The organism is Gammaproteobacteria bacterium (assembly GCA_034522055.1).
Taxonomy (GTDB): domain Bacteria; phylum Pseudomonadota; class Gammaproteobacteria; order JAABTG01; family JAABTG01; genus JAABTG01.
The window spans coordinates 18,649-33,403 of record JAXHLS010000001.1 but is presented as its reverse complement, the minus strand read 5'-3'; the positions used below and the strand labels follow the sequence as shown (position 1 = coordinate 33,403).

The window sequence follows — 14,755 nt, the reverse complement described above, 5'->3', positions numbered from 1 at the left end:
TGTGGGTAGCAATTACCCTGCCAGCCTCCCCCGCCGCCGGTTGGGGCGGGCAAGTCGCTGAAATCCCTTCATGTAGGCCCGTGCCCATGGCGGGTGGCGGCGGTCCCTTTGCCCCCTCCCGGGGCACGGGCCGGGAGGTTGCCCCGTTTCGGCGCGCCGCGGTGCGCCCTGGATGCCGCGATTGATTTTTCTTTAACCACGAAATACGCGAAAGATACGAAAGCAACGGTGTCCGGACTAATTCTGGCCCGGAGTCAATAAAGTGACCGCGAGGGGGGCATATGGAGCTGCGCAGGTCGCTATTCACGATGTTTTATGAAAAATACACCCTCGGCAATTCGATGGCGCTATGGTGCCAGATATTGGGTCGGGAAAATAATTTCGAAAAAATGTCAAAAAGTACTTGACAAAGGTTCTCCAGGGTGTTCGCGATATGTGTTGTAGAAACAACAACTTATCGGAGAACTTCATGCGTAGTGAGCGAATGAAAGCCTTAATGAACCATATCCTGAACGAGACCGTCCTGGGCGAACTGCTGATCCCCGTTTCCGAGGCGTTGGCGCGCCTGCGCAACGCCAATGCCAATACGAGCGTGCTGGACATGTACACCTTTATCAGCCTGGGCGTACTGCGTCATCTGCAGGGCATGCCCTCGCTGCGCGAGCAGGTGCAGTCGTTGCTGCATCTGGACCCGACGCAAAGCCCGCAGGCACCCCTGGCCCGCTCCACTTGGTCCGATGCCCTGGCGTCGCGGCGTCGCCGCGACGTGGTCAGTGCCATGATGGGGCCGTTGCGGAGCGAGGCCCGGGCGGTACTGCCCGACCGCTTGGCCGGATTTGCCGAGCTGGCGGGGCGCCCCGTGTACGCGACCGACGGCACCTATCAGCACGAGAGCGCCCACTACGGGCGCCGCACGCCCCGCCAGGGCGGTGAGGACAACCCCAAGGGCCATGCGCTGCTGAGCTTCTACGACGTGCGCCTGGGGTGCCCCGCGGATGTCTATGTCGATACCCGCAATCGCCACGAGACCACCTTGCTGCGGGACTATGACGCCAACGAACAAGCCATGACCCGGCACAGGAAGGCCCTGTGGCTCGTCGACCGCGCCTTCATCGACGCCCGCTTCTGGGACCAGAAGAAGAAGGGCCTGGGCGTGACGCTGGTGACCCGCATGAAAAAGAACCTGCGCATCGATTCCACCGAGACCCTGCCGGTGGCCGACATCGCCGTCAACGAAGGCATCGTGAAGGACTTGCGTATCACCCTGGGCAGCTCCCAGGCCTTCTGGCGGCTGGTCACCTTCTGCTCCCGGCGCGGCCGCCTCGTGGAGTTCCTCACCAACGACTTCGACCTCGAGCCCGGCCTCGTCGCCTTCCTGTATTCCCGCCGCTGGGAAGAGGAGAAGTGCTTCGATACCTGGAAGAACGACTTCAGCCAGGCCAAGGCCTGGGGCGCCAGTGTCGTGGCCATCGACAACCAGGTGCGTCTGGCCATCATCACCTCCCTCCTCGTGGCCATGCTGGTGCACCGCACCATGGGTCAGCACGGCGTCGAGGACGAGAAAGCCCTGCGCAAACAGGACCGCCGGCAGACCGCGGCAACAGACGGGACCGACCGCCCCGACTGGAGCACCCCGGTGTTCCGCTATACCTCCAAGGTGAGCCGCCAAGTGCTGAGGTTCTTCAAACACTGTTTTCACAAACCCGCCTCCCTGGCGCTCTATGAGAGCCAGCTACGCCCCATGTTGATGGCGTACCTGTGAGGCAGGGCGGACACCGTTGATACGAAAGTATACAGAGACGGCAGCCGCCCCGGGAGCAAGCGCCAGCGCTTGGCAGTCCTGCCAGGCCCTGATCCGTTCTTCCCCTCGCCCGGATTCGTTCGCGCCTTTCGCGCCTTTCGTAGTTCCCGCTTTTGATTTTTTTAACTACGAAATACGCGAAAGGCGCGAAAATTAAAGAGACGGTGGCGGGCAGCTGCCCCAGAAGGAAATTCCAGTGTCCGGCAGTCCTGCCAGGCCCTGATCCGTTCTTCCCCTCGCCCGGGATCCATTCGCGCCTTTCGCGCCTTTCGTAGTTCCTGCTTTTGATTTTTCCCTTAATCTTTTCGTTTTTTTCGAGTCTTTCGTGGTTACCGCTTTTGCTTTTTCCCGTGGTCAGACGAAGCGCATGGATAGGTCCACGGCGTGGATGTGCTTGGTGATGCCCCCCACGGAGATGAAGTCCACGCCGCTGGCGGCCACGTCGGCGACGGTCTTGAGGTTGACGTTGCCCGAGGCCTCGAGGGGGACGCGGCCGCCGGTGATGGCCACGGCGCGGGCCAGGTCCTCCACGGTGAAGTTGTCCAGCAGGATGCGGTCCACGTCGCTGGCCAGGGCCTCCCGCAACTGGGCCAGGTCCTCCACCTCCACCTCCACGGTCTGGTTGCTCAGCTTGCGCCGGGCGTCCGCCACCGCCGCGGTGATGGAGCCGGCGGCGGCGATGTGGTTCTCCTTGATGAGCACGGCGTCGTAGAGGCCCATGCGGTGGTTGGTGCCGCCGCCGCAGGCCACGGCGTACTTCTGGGCGGTGCGCAGGCCCGGCACGGTCTTGCGGGTGTCGAGGATGCACGCCGCCGTGCCCTGCACCCGCTTGACGTAGTGGCGGGTGATGGTGGCGGTGCCCGACAGGGTCTGGAGGAAATTCAGGGCGGTGCGCTCGGCCGTCAGCAGGTGGCGGGCGCGGCCGTCCACGGTGCACAGCATCTGGTTGGGCCGTACCACGTCGCCGTCCCGGGCCGTCCAGTTCACCTGGGCGGCGCCGTCGGAGACCTGCAGGAACACCTCGTCGAACCAGGGCCCGCCCGCCAGCACCGCGTGCTCGCGGCTGGTCACCACCGCCGAGGCGTCGTCATCCTCCGGCACCAGGGCGGCGGTGACGTCGCCGCGCCCCACGTCCTCGGCCAGGGCGCGGGCGACGGTGTCACGGAGATCGGCGGGGGGGCGGGGCATGGGGGCTTCCTCGATGGGCGGGTCCGAATATCCTGTTTGGTCTTCGTGCCGTCACGGTCCCCGACATCACGGGCGCGTCTCATCCGAGCGCGCGGCGCGGTACTGGCGGGTGAGGCTGAATACCACCGGCGACAGCAGGGCCAGGGCGATGAGATTGGGTACGGCCATGAGGCCGTTCATGGCGTCCGCCAGCAGCCACAGCAGGTTCACCCCCTCGTTCTCACCGGCGGCCAGGGCCCCCAGGGGGATGGCGACGATCCACAGCAGCCGGTAGGGCAGGATGACCCGCACGCCGAATATGAACTCGGCGCAACGCTCGCCGTAGTAGCTCCAGCCGAGGATGGTGGTGAAGGCGAAGATGATGAGGCCAATGCTCACCACGTAGCGCCCCCCGGGCAGTCCGGCGTTGAAGGCCGCCGCAGACAGGGGGCCTCCGGTCTCACCGGTGATCCAGGCGCCGGAGATGACGATCACCAGGGCCGTCATGGTGCAGATGATGATGGTGTCGATGAAGGTGCCCAGCATGCCAATGGTGCCCTGGCGCACCGGATCCCGGGTGCGCGCCGCGGCATGGGCGATGGGGGCGCTGCCGAGGCCGGCCTCGTTGGAGAACACGCCGCGGGCGACGCCGAACTGGATGGCCATCCAGATGCTGGCGCCGGCGAAGCCGCCGGCCGCCGCGGTGCCGGTGAAGGCGTCGCCCACGATGGTCGCGAGTGCGGCGGGCACCTGGTCCACCTGGAGCCCGATGATGACCAGGGCGCACAGGAAATAGGCGATGGCCATGAAGGGCACCAGCCGCGCCGCCACCTCGGCGATGCGGCGGATGCCGCCCAGGATCACGGCCCCCGCCAGGACGGCCAGGAGGAGCCCGGTGATCCAGGTGGGTACATGGAAGTTGGCGGCCACGGTGTCGGCCACCGAGTTGGACTGGATGGTGTTGCCGATGCCGAAGGCCGCCACCATGCCGAACACGGCGAACAGCAGGCCCAGCCACTGCCAGCGACGCCCGAGGCCGTTCCTGATGTAGTACATGGGGCCGCCCACATGCATGCCGCGCTCGTCGGTCTCCCGGTAGTGGACCGCCAGCACGGCCTCGGCGTACTTGGTGGCCATGCCGAACAGGGCCGTTATCCACATCCAGAACACCGCCCCGGGGCCGCCGATGGCGATGGCCGTGGCCACGCCGGCGATGTTGCCGGTACCGATGGTGGCGGACAGGGCGGTCATGAGGGCCTGGAAGGGGGTGATGTCCCCCTCCTCGTCGGAGCGCCGGCCCCGCCACAGGCTGCGGAAGCCCCCGCCGATGCCGCGCCAGGTCATGAAGCGCAGGCCCACCGTCAGGTAGATGCCTACGCCGAGCAGCAGGGCCAGCATCACCGGCCCCCAGACGAAGCCCGACACGGATTCGAGCAGCGGTTTCACGGTCTCCATCGGTGGCTCCCCCCTACCTCACGGACTTGTATTGTTATGTGTTGTCATCGCCCGGCTCCGAGGCGCCCGGCGGGACTATGGTAACCACGACGTGCTCCGAAGGCACATCGCTGCCGCGCCCGGGCCGAGGTCGGGATTCATCCCGACATTCAATCCCACCCCACGCACCCCGTGCCGGGCCGAAACCACCCGCGGGCTGTCGGGCTGAAGCCCGACCTACAGAACATTGTCACCGCCCGTTCCGGCGGCACGGATGTCGGTTGCTCTCGGCAACCGACATCCGTGCCCGCAAACCGCCGAGTTTCCGTCGGCTGCCAAGCGCAGCCGACCTACGCTTCTGCCCCATATCCCTGCCCAACATGCCTTCACCCTGTCCTTCTCCCCAGGGGAAATGGGAAAGGGGAAATGGGAAAAGATTACCATCCGTGCGCCGGCTCCGCTGACGCCGAAACGGTGGATCCGGTGCGCCTTTTCAAGCCGCCCCTCATCCCTGACCTTTTCCCTTTTCGTGTTGTTTCGCGTTTTTCGCGGTTACGCTTTTGGTGGGTCGGGATTTATCCCGACAGGAGCAATTGTTCTAGTCCCCAGGCGCGCGCAGGGTCAGGGTGTCGCCGCGCTGGGTGAGTTCCAGGCGCTTCAGGAAGCTCATGCCCAGCAGCACCTCGTCCAGGTCCATGCTGGGGTTGATGGTGGCCCACACGTCCCGCTGGGTGATGCCCCCCAGTTGCACGCTGTCGAGGCGGGTGGCGTAGCTCGTCACCTGGCCGGCGGCGGTGTTGGCGCGCATGGGGCGGCCCTGGCGCAGGCCCAGCTCGCGGGCCAGGTGGCCGGGGATGGAAACCGTGGTGGCCCCCGTATCCAGCAGGAACTCCACGGGTTCGCCGTTGATACGCCCGGGCGCCACGTAATGGCCCATGCGGTTGCGTTTGAGCACCACCTCGTCCCCACCATCGATACTGACGGCGAGGTCCTGGTTGGGATTGTCCCGCTGGGTGAGCGCACCCTGGAACAGCAGGGTCACCAGGCCGAGACCGACGATCCAGGCGCCGATGGTCATGGCGATGCCGATGCTGCGGGTGCTTTGGGGATCGGGGCGGTTCATGGCGTGGCGTCCAAGGGGTGTAAATCGTAACATGAGGGCGTCTTACTCTCTTCAAGCCTATGCCAGGTCAGGAAACGATTAACCCACCGAACGCTACGGCATAATCCATGACACAAGGGCTCCTGCGCTTCCTGCAGGCCATGACAAGCAGCGCGCGGGACCTGGGGCCCATTCTGCTGGTGATCGCCGGCTTCCAGCTATTGGTGCTGCAGCAGCCCATCCCCGAGTTCGGCCGTATCCTGGTGGGGACGCTGTTGGTGGTGGTGGGGCTCACCCTGTTCATCCGCGGGCTGGAGATGGCCCTGTTCCCCCTGGGGGAGGCGATGGCTCATGCCTTCGCCCGCAAGGGCAGCCTGCCGTGGCTGTTGCTCTTCGCCTTCGCCCTCGGCTTCGGCACCACGGTGGCGGAACCCGCCCTCATCGCGGTGGCCCGCAAGGCCGCCGAGGTGGCGGCGGCGGGCGGGGTCATCGCGGCCACGGACGAGGCCCGCGATGCCTATGCCAGCGGGCTGCGTTACACCGTGGCCCTGGCGGTGGGGGTGGCCATCGTCATGGGTGTGCTGCGCATCATCAGGGGCTGGCCCATCCAGTACCTGATCATCGGGGGCTATCTGGGGGTGGTGGTGATGACCGGTTTCGCCCCAAAGGAGATCATCGGCGTCGCCTACGACTCCGGCGGCGTCACCACCTCCACCATCACCGTGCCCCTGGTGACGGCCCTCGGCGTCGGTCTGGCCTCCAGCATCGAGGGTCGCAATCCCATGGTGGATGGCTTCGGTCTCATCGCCTTCGCTTCTCTGACCCCTATGATGTTCGTTATGGCCTACGGCATGGTGTACTGAATGGAGACCCTGCGCACCCTCATGGATACCGGCCTGTCCACCGTCTGGGACGTGCTGCCCATCGTGGTTATCATCTTCGTCTTCCAGTTCCTGGTACTGCGCCGGCCCATCGCCAACCCGGCGCAGGTGCTGGCGGGCTTCATCTACGTGCTGGTGGGGCTGACCCTGTTTCTGGTGGGGCTGCAGGAGGCCCTGTTTCCCCTCGGGGAGATCATGGCCCGCCAGCTCACGGACCCGGAATTCATCCACGGTGCGGGCGCGGCCGTCTCCCAGGCGGTGCGGTGGCGCGATTATTACTGGGTCTATCTCTTCGCCCTGGCCATCGGTTTCGCCTCCGCCATCGCCGAACCGGCCCTCATCGCCGTGGCCATGAAGGCCCAGGAGGTGTCGGGCGGCGCCATCCGCTCATGGGGGCTGCGGGTGGCGGTGGCCCTGGGTTGTGGCCTCGGCGTGGCCCTCGGCACCTACCGCATCGTCACGGGCACGCCCCTGCACTGGTATATCATGGCCGCCTACGTGGTGGTGATCGTGCAGACCCTCTTCGCACCGCGGCTAATCATCGCCCTGGCCTACGACTCGGGCGGGGTGACCACATCGACGGTCACGGTGCCCCTGGTCACGGCCCTGGGGCTGGGGCTCGCCGCCACGGTGCCGGGACGCAGCCCCCTGCTGGATGGTTTCGGGCTCATCGCCTTCGCCTGTATGTTTCCCATCATGACCGTGATGGGCTATGCCCAGATCACGGAATGGCGGGCGCGGTCCCGAGATGTCGCTGAATGATGCCCCGGGATGAACGATGCGAGATCGGGAGGCGGCGGTTGATTGTCATTGACGGGGTGCTCCCACGGGCGCCGAAGCCCGGAAAGGGTGGCATGGAAAAAGTGAATCCGGCGTGGTCCACGTCACGGAGGTTGTCGATATGCATTTCAAGCTGATCATCGCCCTGGTGGATGACTCCAAGACGAATGCGGTACTCAAGGCGGCGCGGGACACTGGCGCCACCGGCGCCACCGTCATCAACAGCGCCCGGGGGGAAGGCATCGAGAAGGAAAAGACCTTTTTCGGTCTTAATCTGACCACCCAGCGGGACGTGCTGTTGTTCCTGGTGGAGGAGCACCTGAGCCGGCGCATCCTCGAGACCATCATGGACATCGGCGAGTTCACCGCCAAGAAGGGTACGGGCATCGCCTTCCAGGTGGATGTGGAGGATGCGGTGGGTGTGGCCCATCAGGCGGAGCTTCTGAGAGCAACCGTGGAGAGCGAGCTATGATTGAGAAGGGTCGGATCACGAAGGTGTCGGAGGTGATGAAGACCTCCTTCGACGTGGTGGATGGCATGGCCACGGTGGCCGAGGCCCTGGCGCAGATGAAGCACGTGGAGACCAAGTGCCTTATCGTGCAGAAGCGGGACGAGCACGACGAGGTGGGGATGCTGTTGATCTCGGACATCGCGCGCAAGGTGCTGGCGAAGGATCGCGCCCCCGACCGTATCAATGTCTACGAGATCCATTGCAAGCCGGTGCTCACGGTGCCTCCGGACATGGCCATCCGCTACTGTGCTCGGCTGTTCACCCGCTTCGAGCTGTCCCGTGCTCCGGTGGTCAAGGACCGCGAGGTGGTGGGCATCGTCAGCCTCACGGATCTGGTGCTGAAGGGCATGAAGTGGTGAGGCCATGATGGTACGAAGCTGCCGGCTGCTCCTTCCGTTGCTGTTTCTGGCCGGCGCCGCCGTCGCCCAGCCCGACCTCCAGACCGCGCTGATGGCCTCCGCGCGGGACGGCCGTATCGAGGAGGTGAAGGACCTGGTGATGCGTGGGGCCGTGGTGAACGAGCCCAATGCCGCGGGCCGCACGGCTCTCATGGCGGCCGCCTATTACGGCAACGCCACGGTGGTGGGGATACTCCTCACCGAGGGGGCGGATCCCAACCTCGCGGACCAGCGCGGCCAGACCGCCATCATGGAGGCGGCCGGCCACGGCCATGCCGAGGCGTTGCGCCTGCTGCTGGCCCAGGGCGGCGACCCCGATGCCCAGAACGCCCGCGGCCGCACGGCGTTGATGGCGGCCGCCGCCAACGGCCATGCCGCCACCGCCACCCTGCTGGTGGAACGGGGGGCCAACGTCGAACTCGCGGACCAGGGCGGCGATACCGCCACCACCCTGGCGGAGCGCGCCGGCCACGACGAAGTGGCCCGGGCACTCGCCGGGGCCGTTCCTTAGCCGGGAGTTTGATTGCGGGGTAACCGACCTCTAGTTTGTTTAACTACGAAATACGCGAAAGGCGCGAAAGGAAGAGCGCCGAGGACCGCAACGAGTCCGTGAGGGCACACCCAGAATCGATGCCCGCACGGGCGTGTAGAGAACACGCGGCCGGTGTTGGGCAGGATGGCTGATGGGCCAGCAGGACGGATGGCGGCAGCCGGTGCCCCTGGTCTTTCGGCCGCGAAAACAACCGCCAATGCCGGATCCCTCGCGCTGGCGCCGGGAGAGGACTGAACACCCTTGTTCTCATTTCGCGCCTTTCGCGTCTTTCGCGGTTACGCTTTTGTAGGTCGGGTGCTTCTGGCAGCCGACGGGTCAGCGCGGGGATGCCGGTTGTCGGGAACGGCCGCGGGGTTGCCTGACTTGCGAGATGAGTAATAAAGGAATATTTTTTACTCATGAGGACTTTCGAGTTCGACGACGACAAGAGCAAAGCCAACCTGGAAAAGCATGGGATCGACTTCCAGGCTGCCCAGGAACTCTGGAAAGACCCTGATCTTCTGGAGATCCGGGCGAAGTCCGATGAAGAGCATCGGTTCCTCGTCGTAGGGCTTATCGGTGCGAAGCACTGGTCTGCGGTCGTCACGTACAGGGACGAGAGAATTCGCCTGATTTCTGTCAGGCGCTCCCGCAAGAAGGAGGTAGAGCTATATGAAAGCTGGGGACTTTGATAAAAAAGTTGACGAGGGTAAAGAAGACATCATCGATGATCTCGATCTTTCCACGGCGCGGCGCGTCAACCAGGAGCAAAAGCGTATAAATGTCGACTTTCCATCCTGGGTAGTCGAGTCCCTGGATCGTGAAGCGGCGCGAATAGGGGTTACGCGGCAGTCAATCATCAAAGTCTGGTTGGTGGAGCGTCTCAAGGCGGAAGCCGCCGACAAACCGCGCGATGGTGACACCGCGAGCGGCGCCCATTAGGGGGATGCCGGTTGCCGTATCGTGGAACGCGGGCCTCGAGTCGAAAGGCGGGTCGGCTGCTCCTGGCAGCCGACGGGCCGGGGCGGGGATGCCGGTTGCCGGGAGTAACCGCCTTGCGGCCGCGGTACGGTGGAATACCCGCCGCCGGGCGGTTTTTCGTTCACCGGTCCCATGCTAATCTGCGGCGGATAGCCGTTCGAGGACCCATTCCATGACTACATTGACGGACGGCCCGCAGGCGGTCGACCGGCTCGAGTGCCGCACCATTCCCCCGGCCCGTCCGGTGTCCAGCCTGGAGGAGGACGCCCTCGAGGGGCTGGTGCACAGCCGGCCCCGCTCCCTGCCGCCCAAGTATTTCTACGACGCCCGGGGTTCCGACCTCTTCGATCGCATCTGCGACACCCCCGAGTACTACCCCACCCGGGTGGAGGATGCCCTGCTCCGGCGCCATGCGGCGCACATCGTGGATAAGGTCCATCCTTTCCATATCGTGGAGTTGGGTGCCGGCACCTCGCGCAAGACCCGCCGGCTGTTCGATGCCTGCGCGGCCGCAGGCTGCCGCAGCGTCTACGCGCCCTTCGACGTGTGCCGGGAGGTGATGCTGGAGCACGGCCAGGGCCTGGTGGCGGACTATGACTGGCTGACGGTGAATGCCCTGGTGGGGGATTACCATGCCGGCCTCGACCACCTGCCGGCCTTCGCCGAGACCACCCTCTACGTCTTTCTGGGGGGGACCATCGGCAACTTCAGCCACGACGAGGCGGTGGCCTTCCTCACGGAGCTGGCGGCCCGCATGAAGCCGGCCGACCGGCTGCTGCTGGGGGCCGACCGCTTCAAGGATCCGGCCCGGCTCCATGCCGCCTACAACGACGCCGCCGGCGTCACCGCCGCCTTCAACCTCAACCTGCTCGAGGTTCTCAACCGCGAGCTGGAGGCCGATTTCGACCCCACGGCCTTCGCCCATCACGCCTGCTTCAACCCCTTCAAGCGCCGCATCGAGATGTACCTGGCCTCCCTGCGCCGCCAGCGGGTGCGGCTGGGATGCCTGAACCATGTCATGGATTTGGACGAGGGCGAGGCTATCCTCACGGAGATCAGCCGCAAGTTTACCTATCCGGCCCTGGTGGCCCTGCTGGAAGAATCGGGCCTCGAGGTGCTCGCCCCCTACGAAGCCGACGGCGGTGACTATTCCCTCATCCTCGCCGGGCGTGGCTGATCCCAGGCCGGCAGCCGCGCGGCGCCGGCGAGGGTGCGCGACACCCTGTAACCAAAGGCCCGCGGAAACATGGTAAAAAGCCCCGAGGAGGGCAGCGCCATCGCCCTCGACGGCACCACGGGCTGGCTGGAGGGCGCCGCCCGGGTGGTGTCCCCCAACTGCGACCAACGACCCGCTGGCTGCGATGTGGAACTGGTGGTGGTGCATGGCATCTCCCTGCCGCACGGCCAATATGGCGGCGGCCACGTGGATGCCCTGTTCACCAACACCCTGGACCCGCGGCAAGACCGTTTTTTTCAGGAGATAGAGGGCCTCAGAGTGTCCGCCCATTTGCTCATCGACCGCCGCGGCGGCCTCACCCAGTACGTGCCCCTGCACGGCCGGGCGTGGCATGCCGGGCCCTCCTGCTTCCGCGGCCGCGGCGCCTGCAACGATTTCTCCATCGGCATCGAGCTGGAAGGCACCGATGACGACCCCTATGAGGACATCCAATACACCCGCCTGGCAGCGGTGATCCGGGAGATCCGGCGCCACTGGCCCGCCATCGGTCGCGACGAGGTGGTGGGCCATTGCGACATCGCCCCGGGACGCAAGACCGATCCCGGGCCCGCCTTCGCCTGGCCGCGGCTGCACCGGCTGCTCGCAGGGGAGGGCCCATGACCCGGGGTTTCGTGGACCTCATCCGCCACGGCGAGCCGGTGGGGGGGCGGCGCTACCGCGGGCAGCTGGACGACCCCTTGAGCGATCTCGGCTGGACCCAGATGTGGCACGCCGTGGGGGAGAACCGACCCTGGCAGCGGGTCATCACCTCGCCCCTGGTCCGCTGCCGGGCCTTCGCCGAGGCCCTGGCGGCGGCCGATGGCATCCCGCTGCACGTGGAGCCCCGCTTCATGGAGATCGGCTTCGGGATCTGGGAGGGCCGCAGCCGCGATGAGCTCCAGGCCGAACTGGGGGCGGACCTCGGGCGCTTCTATGCCGCGCCCATAGCCAACCGTCCGGAAGGCGCCGAGCCGCTGGCCGAGTTCGCCGGCCGCGTGATGGCCGGTTGGCATGAGTGGACCGCGGGCCACACCAGCGAACGGTTGCTGCTGGTGGCCCATGCCGGGGTCATCCGCGCCATCCTCGGCGGGGTCCTCGATATCCCTCACGAGAACTTTTACCGGCTGAACGTGGATAACGCGGGGCTCACTCGCATCCAGTTCTGCGACGATCGGCCGCCCGTGGTCATGTTCCACGGTGGCAGCCGTGGCGGTCATGCGGTGGAGGACTAGTCCTCCTCATCTCTCCGTCGGCGGCGTGGTCAGCCGCAGGCGCATCTGTTTCTCGATCTCGATGATGGTGAACAGGGCCATGCCGATGAGGATGATGAGCACCCCGTCGAGAAAGGGGATGGCCGCGGTGGCGAAGATCGCCTGCAGGGGGGGCAGGTAGGTGATGCTGAACTGGCCGACAGTGACGACGATGACCGCCAGCCAGACGACGCGGGTGCCGCGTACCGCCTTCCAGGTGAGGGAGGTGCCATACATGTTGCGGATAAAGAACAGGTGGAACATCTCCATCACCACCAGGGTGTTCATGGCCAGGCTGCGTGCCAGATCCAGGCTGTAGCCTTTGTCGATGGCATAGGCGTAGATGCCGAACACGCCGGCCAGGAACAGGGAGGCCACCAGCACGATATGCCACACCAGGCTGCCTGAGAGCAGGGGCTCGTTGCGGGGTCGCGGTGGGCGCCGCATGGTGTTCTCCTCGGTGGGCTCGAAGGCCAGGGCGATGCCGAGGCTCACGGCGGTGATCATGTTCACCCACAGGATCTGGATGGGGGTGATGGGCAGGGTCATGCCGAGGAGCAGGGCGAGGATGATGGTGGAGGCCTCGCCGGCGTTGGTGGGCAGGGTCCAGCTGATGACCTTCTTGATGTTGTCGTAGACGGTGCGTCCCTCCCGCACGGCGGCGGCGATGGAGGCGAAGTTGTCGTCCGCCAGCACCAGCTCCGAGGCCTCCTTGGCCGCCTCGCTGCCCCGCTGGCCCATGGCGATGCCGGCATCGGCCCGCTTGAGGGCGGGGGCGTCGTTGACGCCGTCCCCCGTCATGGCCACGGAAATACCATGGGCCTGCAGGGCCATCACCAGCCGCAGCTTGTGCTCGGGGCTGGTGCGGGCGAACACGTCGGTTTCCAACACCGCCGTGGCGAGGGCGGCGTCATCGAGTCGGTCGATGTCCGCGCCCGTGAGGACGGTGTCGGGATGGCGCAGCCCCACCTGGCGCCCAATGGCGGCCGCGGTGATGGCGTGGTCCCCGGTGATCATCTTCACTCCGATGCCGGCGGCATGGCATTCCCGCACCGCCGCGATGGCGTCCTCCCGCGGCGGATCGATGAGGCCCACCAGGCCGAGGAGGGTGAGGGTCCCTTCCACGTCCGCGTTCTCTACCACGGTATGCTCCGGCGGTACCTCCCGGATGGCCAGGGCCAGCACCCGCTGGCCCTGCTGTGCGATCTCCTCCGCCCGCTGTCGCCACAAGCCCACATCCAGGGGCGCCGTGGCGCCCGGGTCGCTGCGCTGGTCGCGGCACATGGCGAGGATGCGCTCCGGGGCACCCTTGACGAAGATGGCGGCATGGCCTTCGTGGTCATGGTTGAGGGTGGCCATGAACTGGTACTTGGAATCGAAGGGGATGACATCGGTGCGTTGCCACTGCTGCCGGGTCTCGGCCACCAACCGCCCGGTCTTCCCGGCGAAGGCGAGCAGGGCGCCTTCCATGGGGTCGCCTTCCACCAGCCATGAGCCTTCCTGGTTCTTCAGCTCGGCGTCGTTGCAGAGCACCGCCGGCGAGGCCCGCCGCATCCAGGGCCGGATGGTCCTCCGGCGCGACCGTCCGGTCGTCGAGGCAAATGGTGCCGGCCGGCTTGTAGCTGCCGGCGTCCACTTGAAAGGTGTGCGCCGCCGTGGCCAGGGTGGCGACGCTCATCTCGTTGCGGGTTAGGGTGCCCGTCTTGTCGGAGCCGATGACGGATACCGAGCCCAGAGTCTCGATGGCGGGCAGCCGACGCACGATGGCGTTGCGCCTGGCCATGGCCTGGACCCCTACCGCCAGGGTGATGGTGAGCACCGCCGGCAGGCCCTCGGGGATGGCGGCCACGGACAGGCCCACCACCGCCATGAACAGTTCGTCGAACTCGCGGTGCAGCACGAAGTAGCCGAAGGCCAGGATGAGCCCGGCGATGGCGAGGATGAACAGGGTGAGCCACTTGGCGAATATCGCCATCTGCTCCACCAGGGGGGTGGTGAGGGTCTCCACGGTGGACAGCAGGCCGCTGATGCGCCCGATCTCGGTATCACCGCCGGTGGCCACCACCACCCCCATGCCCTGGCCGCTGGTGACGGTGGTACCGCTGAAGGCCATGCAGAAGCGATCCCCCAGGGGAGCCTCCGCGGCCACCGGGGCGATATCCTTCTCCACGGCCACGGACTCGCCGGTGAGGATGGCCTCCTGGATCTGCAGGCCATGGGCCTTGAGCAGGCGCAGGTCGGCGGGGACTTTGTCCCCCGCCTCCATCAGCACGATATCGCCGGGCACGAGCCGTTCTCCGTCCACCGTGTGGCGGGCACCGCCCCGCAGCACCGAGGCCCGCGGCGCCAGCATCTGCCGTATGGCGTCCATGGCCTTCTCGGCCTTGCCCTCCTGGAGGAAGCCGATGAGGGCGTTGATCAGCACCACGGCGATGATGACCGCCGTGTCCACCAAGTGGTCCAGCAGGGCGGTGATGGCGGCGGCCCCCAGCAGGACGTAGATCAGAATGTTGTGGAACTGCAGCATGAAGCGCGTCAGGGCACTGCGCCGCGGCGGCTCCGGCAGCTTATTGGGTCCGTGGCTGGCCAGGCGCTCCCGGGCCGCTTCGTCGGAGAGGCCGGAGGGAGTGGAGTCGACCTCGGAGAGGACGTCGTCCCCGGGCAGATGGTGCCAGCCGCGTGAGTCATTCATGCTCGCCATT

14 protein-coding genes and 1 pseudogene are annotated in these 14,755 nt (G+C 66.2%); 11 read left to right on the top strand and 4 right to left on the bottom strand.

Annotated features, from left to right (window positions below; translation table 11 throughout):
• Positions 1 to 496 precede the first annotated feature (496 nt).
• Positions 497 to 1,762: a transposase gene (locus tag U5S82_00185; GenBank protein MDZ7750097.1), complete on the top strand. Its 1,266-nt coding sequence runs from the start codon at positions 497 to 499 to the stop codon at positions 1,760 to 1,762.
• A 393-nt stretch (positions 1,763 to 2,155) separates the two neighbouring features.
• Here the strand turns inward: U5S82_00185 and nadC are convergent, their stop codons facing one another.
• From nadC to U5S82_00170, 3 genes are all read right to left on the bottom strand, one after another.
• Positions 2,156 to 2,989, bottom strand: a complete 834-nt coding sequence (nadC, locus tag U5S82_00180; GenBank protein MDZ7750096.1) for a carboxylating nicotinate-nucleotide diphosphorylase — start codon at positions 2,987 to 2,989, stop codon at positions 2,156 to 2,158.
• A 66-nt stretch (positions 2,990 to 3,055) separates the two neighbouring features.
• Positions 3,056 to 4,423, bottom strand: a complete 1,368-nt coding sequence (locus U5S82_00175; GenBank protein ID MDZ7750095.1) for a sodium:alanine symporter family protein — start codon at positions 4,421 to 4,423, stop codon at positions 3,056 to 3,058.
• Positions 4,424 to 5,000: 577 nt separating this feature from the next.
• Entirely contained in the window at positions 5,001 to 5,525 is a 525-nt protein-coding gene (locus U5S82_00170) for a TIGR02281 family clan AA aspartic protease (GenBank protein ID MDZ7750094.1), read from the bottom strand.
• Positions 5,526 to 5,632: 107 nt separating this feature from the next.
• On the opposite strand from U5S82_00170, the gene U5S82_00165 reads away from it, so the two are divergent.
• The 10 genes from U5S82_00165 (at position 5,633) to U5S82_00120 (ending at position 12,035) form a co-directional block, all read left to right on the top strand.
• The gene (locus U5S82_00165; GenBank protein ID MDZ7750093.1) at positions 5,633 to 6,367 is read left to right on the top strand and encodes a DUF1538 domain-containing protein; all 735 of its coding nucleotides are present in this window, start codon (positions 5,633 to 5,635) and stop codon (positions 6,365 to 6,367) included.
• Positions 6,368 to 7,147 (top strand): DUF1538 domain-containing protein, encoded by a 780-nt coding sequence (locus tag U5S82_00160; protein MDZ7750092.1) that lies wholly within the window; start codon positions 6,368 to 6,370, stop codon positions 7,145 to 7,147.
• A 139-nt stretch (positions 7,148 to 7,286) separates the two neighbouring features.
• Positions 7,287 to 7,637 carry a P-II family nitrogen regulator gene (locus tag U5S82_00155; protein ID MDZ7750091.1) on the top strand — a complete coding sequence of 117 codons (351 nt, stop codon included), beginning with the start codon at positions 7,287 to 7,289 and terminating at the stop codon, positions 7,635 to 7,637.
• A complete protein-coding gene (locus tag U5S82_00150) occupies positions 7,634 to 8,035 on the top strand; it encodes a CBS domain-containing protein (protein ID MDZ7750090.1) in 402 nt (133 codons plus the stop codon). The genes U5S82_00155 and U5S82_00150 overlap by 4 nt, the downstream gene beginning before the upstream one ends.
• Positions 8,036 to 8,039: 4 nt before the next feature.
• Positions 8,040 to 8,585, top strand: a complete 546-nt coding sequence (locus tag U5S82_00145) for an ankyrin repeat domain-containing protein (GenBank protein ID MDZ7750089.1) — start codon at positions 8,040 to 8,042, stop codon at positions 8,583 to 8,585.
• A gap of 440 nt (positions 8,586 to 9,025) precedes the next feature.
• Positions 9,026 to 9,298, top strand: coding sequence for a BrnT family toxin (locus tag U5S82_00140; protein ID MDZ7750088.1), 273 nt, complete (start codon positions 9,026 to 9,028; stop codon positions 9,296 to 9,298).
• The gene (locus tag U5S82_00135; GenBank protein ID MDZ7750087.1) at positions 9,279 to 9,548 is read left to right on the top strand and encodes a CopG family transcriptional regulator; all 270 of its coding nucleotides are present in this window, start codon (positions 9,279 to 9,281) and stop codon (positions 9,546 to 9,548) included. Before U5S82_00140 ends, U5S82_00135 begins: the two co-directional genes overlap by 20 nt.
• A 211-nt stretch (positions 9,549 to 9,759) precedes the next feature.
• On the top strand, positions 9,760 to 10,764 hold the full coding sequence (gene egtD, locus U5S82_00130; protein ID MDZ7750086.1) for an L-histidine N(alpha)-methyltransferase: 1,005 nt from the start codon (positions 9,760 to 9,762) through the stop codon (positions 10,762 to 10,764).
• A 69-nt stretch (positions 10,765 to 10,833) separates the two neighbouring features.
• Positions 10,834 to 11,424, top strand: a complete 591-nt coding sequence (ampD, locus tag U5S82_00125; GenBank protein ID MDZ7750085.1) for a 1,6-anhydro-N-acetylmuramyl-L-alanine amidase AmpD — start codon at positions 10,834 to 10,836, stop codon at positions 11,422 to 11,424.
• Positions 11,421 to 12,035, top strand: a complete 615-nt coding sequence (locus U5S82_00120) for a histidine phosphatase family protein (protein MDZ7750084.1) — start codon at positions 11,421 to 11,423, stop codon at positions 12,033 to 12,035. Before ampD ends, U5S82_00120 begins: the two co-directional genes overlap by 4 nt.
• A gap of 6 nt (positions 12,036 to 12,041) precedes the next feature.
• On the opposite strand, the pseudogene U5S82_00115 reads toward U5S82_00120, so the two are convergent.
• Positions 12,042 to 14,745, bottom strand: a pseudogene (locus U5S82_00115) (cation-transporting P-type ATPase).
• Positions 14,746 to 14,755 lie beyond the last annotated feature (10 nt).